Here is a 16,426-nt window from a genome sequence, read left to right as displayed (position 1 = left end):
CAGCCATGGCTGACTACGGAGTTGAATCCGGAGCCGCGCAGGAAGCCGAGCGGGGAAACACCACCCACGGCCCGCGGCTCGACGACAAGATGAAACAGGAAACCCAGGGGGCCATGAAGGGCAACAAGCCCGCCCACGTTGAAGAATGGCGGGAAACCGAACCATTCCCCGATGACACGGACAGGGATGACGCGGACGAGGGCGCCACTGGCGACGACCGAGGCGGCGATGAACGATGACCTGCCTCGCAGACCTGGCACCCTTGCTCCGCCGCCGTGGCCCCTGGTGCACGGCCTACGTGGATGCCGGTGCCGGAACGGTGGAGCGCATGGAGGCCGCCGATGCCGCGCCCGGGAACATCCGTGACGCCCTCGCCGGCCAAGGCGCCGCGCGCACGGACGTCGACGCCTTGGTGGAGGTCCTCCAGCCGGCCGCCGGAGAACCGCAGCCGGTGAGCCGCTTCGCAGTGGTGAGCCATGGCCAGGTGGACGTCAACGAGATCCTTCCGGGGCCGCCCGTGATCGCCGAGCAGGTAACTGCCGGCGTCATTCCGGACCTGCTGCCCTTGGCGCTGCACCAACCTGACGACTACCCCTATGTGGTGGCAGAAGTGGGGCGCCAGGACGCGGAGATCCGGCTGCACCGGGCAGGGCGCTCGCTGGCCGGCCACGCCAAGGACGCCGTCCGCACTGAAGAAGTAAAGGGCTCCGGCGAAAACGTCAGCAAGCATCCCGGCGGCGGCTGGGCGCAGTACAGCTACCAGCACCGGACCGAAGAGGTATGGCGCCAGAACGCCACCGAGGTTGCGGCCCGGCTGGACGCGCTCGCCCGGGAAAGCGGTGCCAGGATCGTGATCCTCGCCGGCGACGTGAAGGCGCGCGAACTGGTGGCTGGTGCCCTTGCTGAAGAGACCCGTGCCAAACTGCGCACCGTGGACCTGCACAGTCGCACCGGCGGCGCGGACCCCGATGCCCTCGACGCCGAAGTGGCCGTGATCGTGGCCCGGGAATGGGCCGAGGACGACGAAGCGCTGGTGAACCGGCTTGCCGAGGAACAAGGACAGGCCGCACCGCTGTGCGTCACCGGACTGGGTTCAGTGGTTCACGCCCTGCAGCAGGCCCAGGTGGACACCCTCATCCTTGGCGATGAGGCCCTGCGCGAACGCCGCGTCCTGGCCTTGGACGCCGAGCCTTGGATCGCGTCCACCGAAGCCGAAAGCTCCGGCGCCGGCGTGCTGGGAGAGGCTCCCGCACCCGCTGCGCTGCTGCGCGCGGCCGTGTTGACGGACGCCGGCGTTGCAATGCTTCCGGGCGCGGAAATGCCCGGAGGAGTGGAAATCGCCGCATTGCTGAGGTGGCCGGTGGGGCCGCCCACCCCGGCTGAACCTGCGGCCTGAGGAGGAAAGAGCAATGAAGCGCAAGAGCGCGCCACTGGTCCATGACGGCATCCAGAACCCCGCGCACCTGGTGCCCCGCGACGCCTATGGGGAAGCCGGCGACGACGGGCCCGAAGTCCGTGCGCCGCGAAACCTGGGCGGAGAATCCACGGGATTGCCCGGAATGGCAGGGTCCAAGGACCCCAGCGGGCCCGCGGAGGAAAAGGACGATGCCACTGTGGACGACCGCAGCCTGACCACGAAGCTGAGCCCGAGCGACTAGCCGCATGATCCCGCGCCTGCCCGACAGTACCCTGCCTCTCCTGAGGCAGGGTTACACCTTTGTCTCAGCCACCTGTGACAGGCTGGGAACGGATGCTTTCCGGACCCGCCTGTTCCTGCGCCCGGTGGTGTGCATGCGGGGCGCCGAGGCGGCCGAGTTCTTCTACGACGGCGGACGCTTCGTCCGCGCACGTGCCATACCCCGCTCAGCCAAGCACCTGCTGCAGGATGCCGGCAGCGTCCAGGCCCTCGAAGGCGAAGCACACCGCCACCGCAAGGACCTCTTCATCGATGTGGCCGAGGGGCATGGAGCGCAGGAGCTCGGCCACTATTTCGACGAAGAATGGGACCGTGCCGAGGTCCGCCGGCCGCGTAGGATCATCCTGTACGAAGACGTCTCTGCGGTGCTGGCCTCCGCCGTGTTCCGCTGGTCCGGCCTCCCGGTGGATCCCGGCACGGCGGCCCTGCGGGCGAGGGACCTGCAGCTGATGGTCGAACAGGCCGCGGGTTTCGGACCGGCCAATTGGCATGCCCGACGGCGGCGCCGCGCGGCAGAAGCCTGGGCCCGGGACTGCGTCCGGCGGCTCCGTTCCGGCGCGGACGGTGCCGGAGGCAGCCGTATCGGGGACACGGACAGCGCCGGGCACCACGCGATGCTCGCGCAGCTGGCCCCGGCGCTCGCCGTCGCACTCCACCGCGACCTGCAGGGGAGGCTGCTCCCCGAGGAGGTTGCCGCCGTCGAACTCCTGAACCTGTTCCGCCCGGTGGTGGCCGTGGGCCGGTACATCGTCTTCGCCGCGCTGGCACTGCACCGCCATCCGGAGTGGCGGCCCGTCCTGGCCGGCGGCGACAAGGTGGACCTCGAATGCTTCGCGCAGGAAGTCCGCCGCTTCTATCCGTTCTTCCCCTTCGTGGCGGGCACGGCCAGGCAGGCCCTGCAGTGGCACGGCCACTCCTTCACGCAGGGTGACTGGGCCATCCTCGACCTGTACGGAAGCAACCACGACCCGCGGATCTTCGAGGATCCCGGGGCGTTCCAGCCCGAACGGTTCCGGCCCGCCGCCACGGGGGACGTGCAGCCGGGGCCGTTCGGCCTCATTCCGCAGGGCGCGGGCGATCCTTTGCAAGGCCACCGCTGCCCGGGGGAAGACATGACCATGGAACTGCTGCACCGTGCGCTGCGGATCCTGGCCACGGATGAGCGATGGACCGTGCCCGCGCAGGACCTCACTGTGGACCTGGCGAAGATCCCGGCGTTGCCGCGCAGCGGCCTGGTACTGGAGCGGCGCAGGCGGCGGTAGCTGCGCCGCTCCTTGAAACCGGCTACTCCACGTGCCCTTCGGTAATGGTTCCGCGCCATGCGCCGGTCTCGACTTCGCGGCCTTCGATGAACTCCTTGAATTTCCGGAGGTCCTTCTTCACCAGGCGTTCGTCGAGGTGGGCGCCTGCGCCCAGCCGTTCGGCCGGCGATTCCGGCTCCCAGTCCAGGTCCACGGTGACTTCGGTTTCGGTGGGACTGGAGGCGTGGAACGTCACTTCGCCTTTGTTGTGCGGGACATCCACGCTTTCCCAGGCGATCTTCTCGTCCGGCACCTGGGTGGTGATCCGTGCGTCGAATTCCCGGCGGACACCGGCCATCCCGGTGGTGAAGTGGACCAGGGCTTCGTCAACCTGGCGGACCTCCTGGATTCCGCTCATGAAGTGCGGGAATTCCTCGAATTGTGTCCACTGGTTATACGCCTGGGACAGCGGCACGTTGACGCGGATTGATTCGTGGACAGTGGCCATGGCAGATCCCTCCTGCGATCCCGGTCAGGCCCTGGACGGTTCGAGGGCCTTTGGCCTCATTTCCACGCTAGGACCAAGGGCAGGCGGGTTCAAGGGGTGGCGCCCGCCGTGGCAAACAGTGCCGTGATGTCCGCGTTGCTGAGCATTTTCTGCCGGTATTCGCGAGCCAGGAGCTCCCGCGTCCTGTCTTCCAGCTCCGGATCGTTGCCCGCGATCGCCTCCACGGCGTGGATCACGCGGAAGTTGTGCGCGAAGGCATCCGCGGCCGTCTGGGCGATGCAGTTGTGGGCCGAGACCCCGGCCAGGACCAAGGTGTCCACCCGCCAGTTGTGCAGGCGCCAGAGCAGTTCGGTTCCGATGAAACCGCTGTCGCGGATCTTGGTGAGCTGCGGCAGGCCCGCCGTGATCAGTCCGGGCAGGAACTCCGCCTGGCTGCTTCCGCGGAAGATGAAGCCCTGATTGTCATCAAGCATGTTCAGGGTCCAGGTGGAGCGGTCCTGTTCGTGTTCCGTTTTCACCAGCAGCACCGGCACCGCGTGGCTGAGGGCGGAGGCGATCAGGGCATTGCATCCCTGGATGGTCCGTTCGCGGTGCACGTCCAGTGCCGGATCCTCAAAGTAGGCGTTCTGCATGTCGATGACCAGCACCGCGATCATTCTGCCTCCTTGGTGTCCCGTTCCAGTAGCGCCCCGTTCCGGTAGCCTAGCGCCTTTCGATGCGGACGGGCCCGACGGCGATGAGTAGCCCGTCTGCCTGGGTGCGGGATCTGCGTGGCCGAGCGGCGGGGCGGTCCGGCCGTGCCTGCTGCTTCAGCGCACGGTCGTAGGCGGCACGGCGACTTGGGCTGGACAGCACGGCGTAAGCGTCCATGGCCTGCTGGAGAGCCTGCGGGTCGGCCCCGCCGTCGGGAGTGCCGGCGTCGGGGTGGTGGGTGCGCATGAGCATCCGGTAGGCGCGGGCGATGTCGGCCCGGGTGGCAGCGGGGGACACAGAAAGGTGGGCGTAGTAGTCGGGAAGCATGGACAGGCGCTTTTCGTGCGGCAGGTGCCGATGGCCCCCGGGCGGTACCGGAGGCCATCGAACGGACGGTGTGATCGGGGGATAGGGATGGGTCAGGCGCTGATCTCCTGGCGTTGCTCGCTGGAGGAGATTTCGATCTTCCGGGGCTTCGCTGTTTCGGCAACCGGAATCCGGACGGTCAGGACGCCGGCGTCATAGCTTGCCTTGACGCCTTCGGTGTCCAACGCGTCGCCGAGGATCAGCTGGCGGCTGAAGACACCTTGCGGGCGCTCGGCCGCGACCAGTTCCGTGCCTTCTCCAGCGGGAGCCTTGCGTTCGGCGCGGACGGTCAGGACGTTGCGCTCGATATCGAGGTCGATGGTTTCCAGGTCCACGCCTGGAAGGTCGAACGCGGCAATGAATTCATCGTCTTCCTGCCAGGCGTCCATCGGCATGACGGCCGGGCGGGCGGTGGTACCGAACACCTGCTGTGCGAGCCTGTCGAACTCGCGGAAGGGATCGGTGCGCATCAGCATGGTCTCTCACTCCTTACGGATGATTACTACCCTTCAGCCCGCTAAATCTATATCAGCGGGTATATATTTCTTATAGCACCGGCACCCAGCTGGTGCAACAGCTTTTTATCAGGAGGAGTTGCATGGCCCGTCCCGGAGTTGAGGCGCGCGGCGTCTACGCTATTTCGGTGGCAGCTGAGCTGGTGGGCACCGGGCAGCAGAATCTTCGCCTGTATGAGCGTCGGGGCTTGGTGACGCCGGCGCGGACGGCCGGCGGCACCCGTCTTTACAGCGAGCTGGACCTTGTTGTCCTGCGACGCATAGCGGTCCTCCTGGAGGAGGGCCTGAATCTGGCCGGGATCCGCATGGTCCTTGAGCTTGAGGCGGAAAACCGCTCCCTCAGCGAAGACCTCGCCAAGTCCAAGGCAGCGGAGTCCCAGGCGGCCGAGGCCCGGCGGCGAAAACCGGCCGGTTAGCTGGCCTTGTCCGTGAGGAACTGCGCGACGGCGGCCTCCCGCGGCGGGAGGGTCCGGAGCGTGCCGTCCTGGAAGGCCGCTATGACGCGCGGGTCCACGTAGGCATCCCGGGCGACCGCCACGGTGTTGCCCAGCAGCGCCGCCGCGTCCTCGAAGGCTTGTGCCAGGGCGGCCCGTGGCGGGGTGTCGCTGGAGGCCCGGATGAGGCTGAGTGCCGCCGTAACGGTCCCTTTCCACGTGCGGAAGTCCTTCGCGGTAAAGCCGTCGCCGGCGCAGCGGCGGATGTAGTCGTTGAGCATTCCTGCCTCCAGTGCAAACCGACCGCTGTCCAACTCGAAGGCGAGAAGCGGCTCGCGCGGGGCACGCGCGGCCAGGGGCTCCAGGAAGGCAGCCAGCCGCGCGTCGGCAAAACTGCATTCGAACCGCTGCCCGCTCTTTCCTGGAAAGCGAAGATGCACCATGTTGCCGTCGATGCTTACATGGCGGCAGCGCAACGTGGTCAGTCCGTGCGAGCCGTTTTGCTTCCGGTAGCTTTCGTCGCCGATGCGCAGGGCGCCACGGTCCATCAGACGGACGGCCGCTGCCAGGGTACGGGTCTTCGGGGAGGCTGCTTCCCGCAAGTGGCGGGCAACCATGGCGCGCAGCTTCGGCAAGGCCAGGCCAAGGCGTGCGGCGCGCTGGAACTTTTCGGCGTCCTGCCGCTCGCGCCAGAGCGGATGGTAGATGTACTGGAGGCGGCCGGCGCCGTCGGTTCCGGTGGCCTGGATATGGCCGTTCGGAAACGGGCAGATCCACACGTCCCGCCACGCCGGCGGGATCGCCAGCTGCCTGACGCGTTCCCGCTCCTCAGGCGCCAGCGGGCGGCCGTCAGCGTCGCGGTAGCTGAAACCGCGGCCGGAACGCCGCCGCCGGATGCCCGGGCGGGCGGGATCGCTGCGCTTGAGCCGGACCATCGCCCGCTACATCCGCGCGTACTTGGACTTGAGGATCAGGAAGCAGCCGTAGCAGACCAGGCCGAGCGCCAATGCTGCCAAGAGGTACGGTCCGTATGGTTGTTCACGCAGGGCCTTCAGGCCGCCGTCGAGACCCGTGGACTGCTCAGGCTGCCGGTGCACCGCGGCCATGATGACCAGCAGGCCCACCAGGAGGAGGGCAAGGCCCTTGGCCAGGTACCCGGCCGTCCCGGCCACCAGCACAAGCCTGCGGGGGAGCGTCGCGCCGGGCAGGAAGAGGTCCTTCCTGAAGCCGCCGCGGGCTCCGCGTGCGGCAAAGAAGATTCCGGTGCCGATGATGGCAAGGCCGATCACGGCAAGGAGTGCTGTGCCCCAGGGCGCCCGGCTGATCGCCACGCTCAAGTCGCTGGTGGATTCGCGGCTGTCGCTGCGGCCCCCGAGGGCAAAGACAAGCACCGTAAGGGACATCGCTGAGAAGGCAACCGCCTGGGCTGCGGCACTCAGGCGCGTGGTGGGCTTCTTGCCGTGTGCCCGCGGCTTGCCGAAGACGGCGTTGCCTGCCTGCCACAGGGCCAGGGCCGCGCACGCGGCAAAACAGGTCCACAACAGGAAGGGGCCGCCCGGCCGGGCGGCGAGTTGCGCGACGGCGCCACCCACGTCCGCTTCTCCGTTCAATCCGCGCGCCAGCTGCAGGGCGATCGCCCCAATGAGGACATGCAGCACGCCGCTCGCAGCAAAGCCCGCCCGGGCCGCGGTTTCCAGTGACGTGGAATTGCTCGCGGCCTCGGCGGACTTGGCGGCGTTCCGCGCCGCCCGGTTCATGGTGCGTCCGGGAACGGCGCGGTGTGGAGTGGATCAGATGCCGGTGTCACGGGTCTCCCTGCGGGTGACTGCTTCGCCGGTGTCCGGATCCACGGACCGGTGGCTTTCACTGGTCTTGTGCCGGCGGCGCGGGCCGGCCCAGATCAACGATGCGATCAGGCCGATGGCTCCGACGACAATCAGGATGTACCCGGCCATTTGCTGGTCCAGGAACGGAATGATGCCGGGTGTCAGGGCGAAGGCCAGGATGGCCCCCACTGCGATGAGGAAGATCGAGGTGCCTATGTACATCCCGTGCTCCTTTCGTAGCCCCCTCTAAAGTCCCGTCGTGCGGTGGCCGTTGCTGTAGCTCAGGAGCCAGCCGATGGCCGCGATGGCGAGCAGGATGACTCCTACCCAGAGGAGGAAGTTCAGTGCCGGCGTGAATCCGCCGACGAGCAGCAGGACGATTGCAATGACGCCTGCAACGATGAGGAGGGTATTCATGATGGGATTTCCTTTCGACGTATGCACTGCGCCGTGAAGGCATCAAGTGCGGCGATCCCGTCGGGCGCCCCGGCCTCGTCCGAAGGATGGTCAGCGGCGGAGTGCCGCGGTGCCGGTCACGGTGCTGTGTCCGTGCGGGTCCTGCGGCAAAACCGTCCCATACCTCACATCATGGCATTAGTAAGCATGCTTATCAAGTTTGAGGGGCACCCGTCAGCGGCGGCGACAATGGAAAGGTGACCTCAGCTTCTTCGTCCGGTGCCGCCGTCGGACATGCCCTGTTCGACCTCCACCGCATTGGCGCGGGCCTCGTCTTTGCCCGGTCCTTGCCGCAACTGGCCGCGGCACTCGAGGACCCGGGATCCGCTGCCGTGGTACAGGCGCCGCCCGGGACCGGCAAAACCACGCTGGTTCCGCCGCTCGTCGCGGAGCTGTGTGCTGCCGGGCCCGCTGGAAGCGGTACGCCCAAGGTCGTCGTCACCCAGCCGCGCCGCGTCGCCGCACGCTCGGCCGCACGCCGCCTCGCCGCCCTGCATGGCGGCCGGCCGGGGGAGGAAGTGGGCTACACCGTCCGTGGCGAACGGCTCGCCGGGCCGCGCACCGCCGTCGAATTCGTCACCCCCGGAATCCTGCTCCGCCGCCTCCTCGCGGACCCCGGGCTTGAAGGAACCCAGGCTGTCGTCCTCGACGAAGTGCACGAGCGCGGACTCGAAAGCGACCTCCTCCTGGGCATGCTCTCCGAGGTACGCCAACTCCGCGGCGACCTCCGCCTGGTGGCCATGTCCGCCACCGTGGACGCCCCGCGCTTCGCCGCTCTCCTGGCCTCCGACGGCGACGGGCCGCTTCCCGTCGTCGACTGCGCCTCCGCGCTGTACCCGCTGGAGACAGTCTGGTCGCCCGCTCCGGTGCCCCGGCTGGACGAACGGGGCGTGACCCGGGCCTTCCTCGACCATGTGGCCGACACTGCCGCCGGCGCCCATACGGCGGCGCTCGCTGCCCATCCCGCCACGGACGCCCTCGTTTTCGTCCCCGGAGCACGGGAAGTGTCCCACGTGGCAGCACGGCTCAGGCAGCAGGCGGAGGGCACGGAAATCCTCGAACTCCACGGGCAGATCGGACCCGCGGCCCAGGACCGCGCCGTCTCAGGGCGTGAGCCCGGCGGGGCACCCAGGATCATCGTGTCCACTGCGCTCGCCGAATCCTCGCTGACGGTTCCGGGCGTCCGGCTGGTGGTGGACGCGGGCCTGTCCCGCGAACCGCGCCGCGACTCGGGCCGCGGCATGACCGGGCTGGTGACGGTGTCCTGCTCCCGGGCATCCGCCGAACAGCGCGCGGGCCGCGCGGCACGTCAGGGCCCCGGTACCGTGGTCCGCTGTTACGAGCAGAAGGCTTTCGCGGCCGCGCCGGCACACCGGACTCCGGAGATCGCCGTCGCCGAACTGAGCGGAGCCGCCCTCACGCTGGCCTGTTGGGGCGCTCCCGGAGGGGCGGGGCTCGCCCTCCCCGATGCGCCGCCGCGTGCTGCCATGGAGGACGCCGTGGAACTCCTGCGCGAACTTGGCGCCGTGGACGACGCCGGGCATGCCACCGCCCTCGGCCGCGTCCTGGCCGGCGTCCCCGCGGAGCCCCGGCTCGCGCGTGCCCTGCTGGAGGGAGCCGCCGTCGTCGGCACCCGCACTGCCGCCGAAGCAGTGGCCCTGGTTTCCGGCGAGCAGCGCGCCTCCGGGGCGGATGTGGCCGGACTCCTGCCGGCCCTGCGGCAGGGCAAGGATCCCGGGGCCAAACGCTGGGCCGAGGATGTACGCCGTTTTGAAGCGATCGCGCGCAGCCAGACGGACGCCGTCGGAGATCCCGGCGGGTTCCCGAAAGGACTGCGCGGCAAGGACGCGCTGGCGTTCGTGGTGGCCCTGGCGTACCCGGACCGCGTGGCGCGCCGCGTTCCGGGCGACGGCGCGCCGCAATACCTCCTTGCCTCCGGGACCCGGGCGGGCTTGCCCTCCGGAAGTCCTTTGGCCGGGCATGACTGGCTCGCCGTGGCCGAGGTGTCGCGGGCAGCGGGCAGGGATGCAGCCGGGACCGGCGCCGTCATCCGTGCCGCGGTACCCCTCCCGGCGGATGCCGCCGAAGCCGCCGCCTCCCACCTGCTTTCGGACACGGTCGACGCCCGCTTCGTGAAGGGCAAGGTAACTGCGCGCCGGGAGCAGCGGCTCGGAGCGATCGTGTTGTCGTCGACGCCGGTGCGGCCGGGGCACCCGGAGGGCCGCGCCGCGGTCGCTGCGGCATTGGCGGAGCAGGGCTTGGCGATGATCGGCTGGTCGCCTGCCGCCGATACGCTCCGGCGCAGGATGGCGTTGCTGCACCGGGAACTGGGGGAGCCGTGGCCTGATGTCTCGGAAGCCACCCTTCTGGCACGGTTGGATGAGTGGCTGGGCCCTGAACTGGACGCCCTGGCCGGCGGTGCCGCGGCTGCCGGGATAGATCTGGCCGAGCCGCTGCGCCGGCTGCTTCCCTGGCCGGACGCCTCCCGGTTCGCTGAACTGGCTCCGGAACGCCTGGAGGTGCCCAGCGGCTCACACGTGATGATCGAGTACCCGGAAGCGGACGACGACGGCGGCCGCCCGGTGGTGGCGGTCAAGCTGCAGGAATGCTTCGGCTGGGCCGGGACGCCACGGATTGCCGGGGGGCGCGTGCCGCTGCTGTTCCACCTGCTGTCACCGGCCCGCCGCCCCTTGGCCGTGACCGACGACCTCGAATCGTTCTGGGCCGGGCCCTATGCGCAGGTCCGGGCCGAAATGCGCGGCCGCTACCCCAAGCATCCGTGGCCCGAAGACCCGTGGACCGCCCAGGCGACGGCCCGCACCAAACCGCGGGGCTGAGCGTCCAGGGGCCGGCTTACGGGCGTGCCCGGATGAACGCCGCCACGGAGGGCGCCAGGGAGGCGCCCAGTTCCGCGGGGCTGCGCTTCTGCCCGGCCACCTCGAAGGTGTGGCCGCCGCCTTCCCGCCACTCCAGGACGGCGTTCGGGCCGATCCTGGAAACCACGTTTTCCAGCACCTCCGGGGTCATGAAGGTGTCCTTGGTGCCTTGGAGGAACAGCATCGGCACTGTGATGCCGTAGAGGTGCTCGTCCCGGAGCTTGTCCGGCTTACCCGGCGGATGCAGGGGATAGCCCAGGTACACGAGGCCCGCCGCGGGCATCCCTTCCGCCACGGCCATCGAGGCCATGCGCCCGCCGAAGGACTTGCCGGCCGCCCACAACGGTTCCCCCTGCGAGCGGGCCTGCGCTTCGGCCAGGGCGGCGCGCCACGTAGCGATCGCCAGCGGCGGGCGGTCCGGGAACTTCCGGCCGGCCTCGCGGTAGGGGAAGTTGAAGCGCAAAGTGGCGGCGCCGTCGTCGTTCAAGGCCCGGACGAAACCCGCCATGAACGGGTGCTCCATCCCGGCGCCGGCCCCGTGCGCCACAACCACGGTGGCGTAGGGGTTCTCCGGACGCGCATACAACCCGGAGACCGCGGTGCCGTCCACGTCGATGGAGACGGGTTCTTCAGCAACAGCCGGCGCGCTCATTCGAACCTCGAGGGATCGCCGGTGCCGCGGCGGACCACCTCGGCACCGCCGCCGGAGAAGTCCACCACCGTGGTCGGCTCGGAACCCACGTCCCCGGCCTCGACGACGGCGTCCACGGCATGGTCCAGCCGCTCCTTGATTTCCCAGCCCTGGGTCAGCGGCTCCTCTTCGCCGGGCAACAGCAGTGTGCTCGACAAGAGGGGCTCGCCGAGTTCATCGAGGAGCGCGTGGACGAAGTTGTGCTTGGGGATGCGCACGCCCACGGTCTTCTTCTTCGGGTGCAGGAGGCGGCGCGGCACTTCCTTGGTGGCGGGCAGGATGAAGGTGTAGCTGCCGGGCGTGACGGCCTTGATGCTGCGGAAGACGTCGTTGTCGATCATGACGAACTGCCCCAGCTGCGCGAAGTCCTTGCAGACCAGCGTGAAGTGGTGTTTGTCATCGAGCCTGCGGATGGCGCGGATGCGTTCCAGCGCCTCCTTGTTGCCCAGCTGGGCGCCCAAGGCATAGCAGGAATCCGTGGGGTAGGCGATCAGGCCGCCGGATCGTACGATCTCCGCGATCTGGGACACGAAGCGGGGCTGCGGATCATCCGGGTGGACGTCGAAGAATCTGGCCATGCCCCGAGCTTACTGGGACGCGGCCCGTGCGGCACCGCTTTCCACCACCTCGCGCACGTAGGCGGCGGCCGGAGCGGCGAACGCTTCCGTCGCAGCACGGAAGAGGGCAGCAGACTCCCTGCCGGGCCAGTCCTCCGGAAGGCAGGAAACGGGCAAGCCGGGGTCCAGGTAGGGGATGGCCCGCCAGCTGTCGATGCTCCGCACGTAGGCTGCCAGGGCGGCTGCTTCCGTCAGCTCCCCGGATCGGAAGTACCCCGCCGCGTCCCGGAGGAAGCCGCGGTGCAGTCCGGCAACGGCGTCGAGATCCCACCATTGCGCCACGGCTGCCCGCAGGCTTCCGCCCGGCAAGGGGGTAGACGTCAGGAACAACGTCGCCTGCGTCCGCACATCCAGGGCTTCCAGGACCTCTTCGATGTCCGCCTGCCGGAATCCCGGGGCGATCCATAGGCCGGACGCCACCGTGCCGCAGCCGCTCCAGTGGAGCCGCCGCCTGAGCTGATGGCGTTTCTCCCGCTCGGTCTCCGGAATCGAGAAGGAAACCAGGCACCACGGCTCGCCCTCGGCCATTTCCTGCGGGTCGAAAATCCGGCTGTCGCCCCGGGCCAGCATCACGGCGGCGTCCGCCGTCAGGGCATAGCCCGCGACGCCGTCGCGCGCCTCCTGCTCGAGGACTGCTTTTTTCTTCAGGCGGCTGAGCGTCGTGCGGGTGACGGCGGCAGGCACCTCCAGTGCCTCCATGATCCGCAGGAAGGCCGACGACGGCAGCCAGCCTCCGGCGTCGCGCAGGTACAGTCCGATCACCGTGCGCAACAGTGACGTGGTGCTCCCCGGGCGGGAGTCCAGGTCGTCGAGGAAAGCGCTCACGAAAGTTCGAGCAGCACGTCGCGGATGGAGAGCACTCCGTGCTCAAGTTCGGCGAAACCCGTGCTGAGCGGGGAGAGCCCGATCCGGAGGCCGTGCGGCGGACGGAAGTCCGGGATGACGCCGCGCTCCCAAAGTTTCTGCGTGACCTCGGCGAAGCGGGGGTGGTCCACCGTGATGTGCGAGCCGCGCTCGGCGGGATCACGCGGGCTGACCACCTTGGCGCCGAGCGGCACCAGCAGCGCATCGGCGAGCTCGAGCGCGTATTCCGTCAGCTTGACCGACTTCTCCCGGACCGCGTCCATGCCCACGGAGCCGATGAGCTCCACCATGTCCTTGAGTGGTTGCATCGCCAGGATGGGCGGAGTTCCGGTGATGAAGCGGCGGAGGTTGTCGGCCGGGCGGTAGCTGTCCGTCATGCCGAAAGGATCGTGTGCGCCCATCCACCCTTGGATCGGCTGCCGGAGCTGGCCCTGCAGCGCCTTGTTCACGTATGCGAAGGCGGGGGAGCCGGGGCCGCCGTTGAGGTACTTGTAGGTGCAGCCGACGGCGAGGTCGACGCCCCAGGCGTCCAGTTCGAGCGGCACCGAGCCGACGGAATGGCACAGGTCCCACAGCATCAGGGCGCCGGCCTGGTGCACCAGTGCCGTGATGGCCGGGGCATCCGCGAGGAACCCCGAGCGGTAGGCCACATGGCTCAGGACCACGACGGCGGTGCGTTCGTTGAGTAGTTCCGCCAGGTCCGCGGGGCGGACGCCGTCGGACGGCCGGGATTCCACCCAGCGGATGGTTGCACCGCGTTCGGCCGCGATGCCTTCGACGATGAAGCGGTCAGTGGGGAAGTTGTCCCGGTCCACGATGATCTCGTCGCGGCCGGGGTTGGCGTCCACGGCGGCACGGATCAGCTTGTACAGCAGCACCGAGGTGGAGTCGCCCACGAACGCTTGGCCGGGTGCGGCGCCGAGCACCACCTCGCCCAGGCGGTCGCCGACAGCCAGGGGCTCGTCCATCCATTTCTCGTCCCAGCCCCGGATCAGCCGGCTGCCCCAGGCGTCTTCGACGAAGCGCGGAAGATTCTCCGCCGTGGCCTTGAGGGGACGTCCAAGCGAGTTGCCGTCGAGGTAGGCCGAAAGCACGTCAGGGGCTGGACTGTAGAAGAGCTCCCGGCAGGCGGCCAGGGGATCGGCGGCATCGAGCGCGGCCGAGGCAGTGGCGAAATCCGGGGCGGTGGCAGTGCTCAAAGGAAGCTCCTCATCACTCGGTGCGGGGCGCGGTTGCGGGGCCGCAAGTGGCTTCAGGATAACATTTGCGTGACGGTCGTTGCGATAGTGAAATTCAGCGCGGAAATGCCGGGCTGAAAAACAGGTCGCAGCCCTGTTCTGCCGGCCGTGGCGGCGCTACGCTGGGACCCCCGGCGGCCGCGGCGGACGCGGTGCCGGGCGCGGGAGTTGATATGTCCGGGGAGATGCGCACATCAAGCGCTACCTTGTACCTCGACGTTGACGGGGTCATCAATCCTTATGGCGCATGCGGGCGCACCGGCTGGGGAGGCGACTGGGTGCTGGCTGACGCGGGCGTCCTGGATGTCGCCTTCGCTCCGGAACTCGTCAGCAGGCTCAATGCGCTGGCGGTCCGGCCCGGAATGAGATGTGTGTGGTTGACCACATGGGAGCGCATGGCTCCGGAACTTCTTTGTCCGGCGATCATGCTCGACGGCGGAGCCTGGCCGGTGCTCTCCGGCGCCCGACGGGACCATGGCGGCAACTGGTGGAAGTTGGACGCCATCCGCCGCGATGTGGCCCGTAATCCCGCCGATCGCCTGATCTGGCTGGACGACCAGCTCGACCATGAGCCGCAGGCCTTGGCGTGGGCCGAAGGGTGGGGCAGGCGGATGCTCCATATTTCACCCGATCCGAGGCGGGGACTGACGCCCCGGCACCTCGATGCCGTCGAGGCTTTCTTTGATCCGGAATCCGCCGCGGAAGTGTTTTGCGCTGCCCCCGATGCAACGTAGGATTCTAAAGGTTTCATGCCAGCCATGGATGACCTCCGCAAGGGTTGACAGGTAAACGTCTGTTGAACTTGTGATGTGGCGGCGCGGGGAGTGGAACTGCTGAACGTCGACTCTGCAGATTGGGCAACCAGGTGGAAATCACCTTCATGGTCGCGCTTGTCATAGCGCTGGCCTTATTTTTTGACTTCACCAACGGCTTCCACGACACCGCCAATGCGATGGCAACCCCCATCGCTACCGGCGCCATCAAGCCCAAGACCGCCGTGGCCCTGGCTGCCGTGCTGAACCTGGTTGGTGCGTTCCTGTCCACCGAGGTCGCCAAGACCGTCTCGGGCGGGCTGATCCGCGAAGGTTCGGAAGGCATCCACATCACCCCGGACATCATCTTTGCCGGACTCATGGGCGCCATCCTCTGGAACATGTTCACCTGGCTCAAGGGCCTGCCGTCCAGTTCTTCCCACGCCCTCTTCGGCGGCCTGATCGGTGCCGCGCTGGTGGGCATCGGCTTCCACTCGGTCAACTTCGAAACCGTGCTCATGAAGGTCATCCTCCCCGCGGTGTTCGCCCCGCTGATCGCCGGTGCAGTGGCCTATGTCTGCACCCGGCTGGCTTATGCGCTCACGTCCCGGCACGATCCCGAAACCGGTGACAAGCTCACCCAGAAGCGCGGCGGATTCCGTACCGGCCAGATCTTCACCTCAAGCCTTGTGGCACTGGCCCACGGCACCAACGACGCCCAGAAGACCATGGGCATCATCACCCTGGTGCTGATCGCCGGCGGCACCCAGGAGCCCGGCAGCGGCCCGCAGTTCTGGGTCATCGCAGCCTGTGCCTTCGCCATCGCCATCGGCACCTACGCCGGCGGATGGCGGATCATCCGCACCATGGGCTCCGGCCTCACTGAGGTCAAGCCGGCGCAGGGCTTCTCCGCCGAGTCCAGCACCGCCTCCGCCATCCTGGCCTCCTCCCACCTAGGTTTCGCGCTTTCCACCACGCAGGTGGCCTCCGGTTCCGTCATCGGTTCCGGCCTCGGCCGCAAGGGCACTACGGTGCGCTGGGGCATGGTGGGCCGGATCGGCGTCGGCTGGCTCCTGACCCTGCCGGCCGCCGCAGCGGTGGGTGCCCTGACGGCGCTGCTCGTGGGCACCGGCACCGTCGGCGTCGTGATCGCCGCCGTCGTCGGCTGCGCCGCTGTGCTGTTCATGTTCCTCTACTCCCGGAAGTCGCACGTGGGCCACCACAACGCCGTGGAGGTCGAAGAAGCCGGGACCGCCGTCAGGTTCCAGAAGAAGAAGTCCGCAAAGAACAAGAGCAAGGACGCCCAGCGATGAAGTGGTTGGAACTGCTGCAGGTTGCCGGTGCAACCCTGGTCTCTGCCGTGGTCCTGGTGGTCCTGTACTCCCTGGGCGTGCGCCTGACCGCCGTGGCTGCCGACGCCGGCAACAAGTCGCCGGCGCTGGCACGCTCCCTCGCATACGTATGCTTCGCCGCCTGCGGTGCGGCCGTGCTGTTCGGCATCTACCTGATCGTCCCGTACTTCAGCAAGTAGCGGCCCGGATTCCGGGCGGCCGGGCTCTGGCCGTTCACTCCATTCGGGAGAATAATCGGCTGTGTAGCTGCGCAAGCTGACCGGCCTCCTTTCCGGGGGCCATTGCGCCGCCCTGGGTCGGG

21 protein-coding genes are annotated in these 16,426 nt (G+C 68.5%); 9 read left to right on the top strand and 12 right to left on the bottom strand.

What is annotated here, in order from left to right:
• Positions 1-5 precede the first annotated feature (5 nt).
• From BIU82_RS11330 to BIU82_RS11315, 4 genes are all read left to right on the top strand, one after another.
• The gene (locus BIU82_RS11330; RefSeq protein WP_070349569.1) at positions 6-239 is read left to right on the top strand and encodes a hypothetical protein; all 234 of its coding nucleotides are present in this window, start codon (positions 6-8) and stop codon (positions 237-239) included.
• Positions 236-1,396 (top strand): Vms1/Ankzf1 family peptidyl-tRNA hydrolase, encoded by a 1,161-nt coding sequence (locus BIU82_RS11325; protein ID WP_070349568.1) that lies wholly within the window; start codon positions 236-238, stop codon positions 1,394-1,396. The genes BIU82_RS11330 and BIU82_RS11325 overlap by 4 nt, the downstream gene beginning before the upstream one ends.
• Before the next feature lie 13 nt (positions 1,397-1,409).
• Positions 1,410-1,658, top strand: coding sequence for a hypothetical protein (locus tag BIU82_RS11320; protein WP_070349567.1), 249 nt, complete (start codon positions 1,410-1,412; stop codon positions 1,656-1,658).
• 133 nt (positions 1,659-1,791) lie between these two features.
• Positions 1,792-2,958 carry a cytochrome P450 gene (locus tag BIU82_RS11315; RefSeq protein ID WP_253182748.1) on the top strand — a complete coding sequence of 389 codons (1,167 nt, stop codon included), beginning with the start codon at positions 1,792-1,794 and terminating at the stop codon, positions 2,956-2,958.
• A 22-nt stretch (positions 2,959-2,980) separates the two neighbouring features.
• Here BIU82_RS11315 and BIU82_RS11310 read toward each other — a convergent pair whose 3' ends face one another.
• The 4 genes from BIU82_RS11310 to BIU82_RS11295 form a co-directional block, all read right to left on the bottom strand.
• Positions 2,981-3,445 (bottom strand): SRPBCC family protein, encoded by a 465-nt coding sequence (locus tag BIU82_RS11310; protein ID WP_070349565.1) that lies wholly within the window; start codon positions 3,443-3,445, stop codon positions 2,981-2,983.
• 89 nt (positions 3,446-3,534) lie between these two features.
• Positions 3,535-4,101, bottom strand: coding sequence for an isochorismatase family cysteine hydrolase (locus BIU82_RS11305; protein ID WP_070349564.1), 567 nt, complete (start codon positions 4,099-4,101; stop codon positions 3,535-3,537).
• A 46-nt stretch (positions 4,102-4,147) separates the two neighbouring features.
• The gene (locus tag BIU82_RS11300) at positions 4,148-4,465 is read right to left on the bottom strand and encodes a J domain-containing protein (RefSeq protein ID WP_070349563.1); all 318 of its coding nucleotides are present in this window, start codon (positions 4,463-4,465) and stop codon (positions 4,148-4,150) included.
• 92 nt (positions 4,466-4,557) lie between these two features.
• Complete coding sequence (locus BIU82_RS11295) at positions 4,558-4,980, bottom strand: Hsp20/alpha crystallin family protein (RefSeq protein WP_070349562.1); 423 nt, start codon at positions 4,978-4,980, stop codon at positions 4,558-4,560.
• Positions 4,981-5,102: 122 nt separating this feature from the next.
• Here BIU82_RS11295 and BIU82_RS11290 point away from each other — a divergent pair, with 122 nt between their 5' ends.
• Entirely contained in the window at positions 5,103-5,435 is a 333-nt protein-coding gene (locus BIU82_RS11290) for a MerR family transcriptional regulator (protein WP_070349561.1), read from the top strand.
• Here BIU82_RS11290 and BIU82_RS11285 read toward each other — a convergent pair.
• The 4 genes from BIU82_RS11285 to BIU82_RS19705 are packed head-to-tail and all read right to left on the bottom strand — an operon-like array spanning position 5,432 to position 7,696.
• Positions 5,432-6,388, bottom strand: a complete 957-nt coding sequence (locus BIU82_RS11285; protein ID WP_070349560.1) for a DNA topoisomerase IB — start codon at positions 6,386-6,388, stop codon at positions 5,432-5,434. The two genes, BIU82_RS11290 and BIU82_RS11285, sit on opposite strands and share 4 nt — an antisense overlap.
• A 6-nt stretch (positions 6,389-6,394) precedes the next feature.
• Entirely contained in the window at positions 6,395-7,210 is an 816-nt protein-coding gene (locus BIU82_RS11280) for a DUF1206 domain-containing protein (protein WP_070349559.1), read from the bottom strand.
• Positions 7,211-7,243: 33 nt separating this feature from the next.
• Entirely contained in the window at positions 7,244-7,501 is a 258-nt protein-coding gene (locus tag BIU82_RS11275; RefSeq protein WP_070349558.1) for a DUF6458 family protein, read from the bottom strand.
• 24 nt (positions 7,502-7,525) lie between these two features.
• Complete coding sequence (locus BIU82_RS19705) at positions 7,526-7,696, bottom strand: DUF4175 domain-containing protein (RefSeq protein WP_139146584.1); 171 nt, start codon at positions 7,694-7,696, stop codon at positions 7,526-7,528.
• A 236-nt stretch (positions 7,697-7,932) separates the two neighbouring features.
• On the opposite strand from BIU82_RS19705, the gene hrpB reads away from it, so the two are divergent.
• Positions 7,933-10,572, top strand: coding sequence for an ATP-dependent helicase HrpB (gene hrpB, locus BIU82_RS11270; RefSeq protein ID WP_070349557.1), 2,640 nt, complete (start codon positions 7,933-7,935; stop codon positions 10,570-10,572).
• 16 nt (positions 10,573-10,588) lie between these two features.
• Here the strand turns inward: hrpB and BIU82_RS11265 are convergent, their stop codons facing one another.
• The 4 genes from BIU82_RS11265 to BIU82_RS11250 are packed head-to-tail and all read right to left on the bottom strand — an operon-like array spanning position 10,589 to position 13,982.
• Positions 10,589-11,263: an alpha/beta family hydrolase gene (locus tag BIU82_RS11265; protein ID WP_070349556.1), complete on the bottom strand. Its 675-nt coding sequence runs from the start codon at positions 11,261-11,263 to the stop codon at positions 10,589-10,591.
• A complete protein-coding gene (locus BIU82_RS11260) occupies positions 11,260-11,880 on the bottom strand; it encodes an L-threonylcarbamoyladenylate synthase (protein WP_070349555.1) in 621 nt (206 codons plus the stop codon). Before BIU82_RS11260 ends, BIU82_RS11265 begins: the two co-directional genes overlap by 4 nt.
• Positions 11,881-11,889: 9 nt before the next feature.
• Positions 11,890-12,744, bottom strand: coding sequence for a PaaX family transcriptional regulator C-terminal domain-containing protein (locus tag BIU82_RS11255; protein ID WP_070349554.1), 855 nt, complete (start codon positions 12,742-12,744; stop codon positions 11,890-11,892).
• Entirely contained in the window at positions 12,741-13,982 is a 1,242-nt protein-coding gene (locus BIU82_RS11250; RefSeq protein ID WP_070349553.1) for an aminotransferase class V-fold PLP-dependent enzyme, read from the bottom strand. The genes BIU82_RS11255 and BIU82_RS11250 overlap by 4 nt, the downstream gene beginning before the upstream one ends.
• 224 nt (positions 13,983-14,206) lie before the next feature.
• On the opposite strand from BIU82_RS11250, the gene BIU82_RS11245 reads away from it, so the two are divergent.
• The 3 genes from BIU82_RS11245 to BIU82_RS11235 all read left to right on the top strand — a co-directional run bounded on the left by BIU82_RS11245 (position 14,207) and on the right by BIU82_RS11235 (position 16,304).
• Positions 14,207-14,755 carry an HAD domain-containing protein gene (locus BIU82_RS11245; RefSeq protein WP_070349649.1) on the top strand — a complete coding sequence of 183 codons (549 nt, stop codon included), beginning with the start codon at positions 14,207-14,209 and terminating at the stop codon, positions 14,753-14,755.
• Positions 14,756-14,886: 131 nt separating this feature from the next.
• Positions 14,887-16,086 (top strand): inorganic phosphate transporter, encoded by a 1,200-nt coding sequence (locus BIU82_RS11240; RefSeq protein WP_070349648.1) that lies wholly within the window; start codon positions 14,887-14,889, stop codon positions 16,084-16,086.
• Positions 16,083-16,304, top strand: a complete 222-nt coding sequence (locus tag BIU82_RS11235; RefSeq protein ID WP_070349552.1) for a hypothetical protein — start codon at positions 16,083-16,085, stop codon at positions 16,302-16,304. The genes BIU82_RS11240 and BIU82_RS11235 overlap by 4 nt, the downstream gene beginning before the upstream one ends.
• The last annotated feature ends 122 nt before the right edge of the window (positions 16,305-16,426 follow it).

Origin of the sequence: Arthrobacter sp. SW1 (assembly GCF_001766675.1) — a bacterium.
Taxonomy (GTDB): Bacteria; Actinomycetota; Actinomycetes; order Actinomycetales; family Micrococcaceae; genus Arthrobacter.
This window is presented reverse-complemented; position numbering and strand designations above follow the sequence as displayed.

Coding starts and splice junctions, on each gene's coding strand:
- BIU82_RS11330 (WP_070349569.1), top strand. CDS start 6: ATGGCTGACTACGGAGTTGAATCCGGAGCCGCGCAGGAAGCCGAGCGG.
- BIU82_RS11325 (WP_070349568.1), top strand. CDS start 236: ATGACCTGCCTCGCAGACCTGGCACCCTTGCTCCGCCGCCGTGGCCCC.
- BIU82_RS11320 (WP_070349567.1), top strand. CDS start 1,410: ATGAAGCGCAAGAGCGCGCCACTGGTCCATGACGGCATCCAGAACCCC.
- BIU82_RS11315 (WP_253182748.1), top strand. CDS start 1,792: ATGCGGGGCGCCGAGGCGGCCGAGTTCTTCTACGACGGCGGACGCTTC.
- BIU82_RS11310 (WP_070349565.1), bottom strand. CDS start 3,445: ATGGCCACTGTCCACGAATCAATCCGCGTCAACGTGCCGCTGTCCCAG.
- BIU82_RS11305 (WP_070349564.1), bottom strand. CDS start 4,101: ATGATCGCGGTGCTGGTCATCGACATGCAGAACGCCTACTTTGAGGAT.
- BIU82_RS11300 (WP_070349563.1), bottom strand. CDS start 4,465: ATGCTTCCCGACTACTACGCCCACCTTTCTGTGTCCCCCGCTGCCACC.
- BIU82_RS11295 (WP_070349562.1), bottom strand. CDS start 4,980: ATGCTGATGCGCACCGATCCCTTCCGCGAGTTCGACAGGCTCGCACAG.
- BIU82_RS11290 (WP_070349561.1), top strand. CDS start 5,103: ATGGCCCGTCCCGGAGTTGAGGCGCGCGGCGTCTACGCTATTTCGGTG.
- BIU82_RS11285 (WP_070349560.1), bottom strand. CDS start 6,388: ATGGTCCGGCTCAAGCGCAGCGATCCCGCCCGCCCGGGCATCCGGCGG.
- BIU82_RS11280 (WP_070349559.1), bottom strand. CDS start 7,210: ATGAACCGGGCGGCGCGGAACGCCGCCAAGTCCGCCGAGGCCGCGAGC.
- BIU82_RS11275 (WP_070349558.1), bottom strand. CDS start 7,501: ATGTACATAGGCACCTCGATCTTCCTCATCGCAGTGGGGGCCATCCTG.
- BIU82_RS19705 (WP_139146584.1), bottom strand. CDS start 7,696: ATGAATACCCTCCTCATCGTTGCAGGCGTCATTGCAATCGTCCTGCTG.
- BIU82_RS11265 (WP_070349556.1), bottom strand. CDS start 11,263: ATGAGCGCGCCGGCTGTTGCTGAAGAACCCGTCTCCATCGACGTGGAC.
- BIU82_RS11260 (WP_070349555.1), bottom strand. CDS start 11,880: ATGGCCAGATTCTTCGACGTCCACCCGGATGATCCGCAGCCCCGCTTC.
- BIU82_RS11245 (WP_070349649.1), top strand. CDS start 14,207: ATGCGCACATCAAGCGCTACCTTGTACCTCGACGTTGACGGGGTCATC.
- BIU82_RS11235 (WP_070349552.1), top strand. CDS start 16,083: ATGAAGTGGTTGGAACTGCTGCAGGTTGCCGGTGCAACCCTGGTCTCT.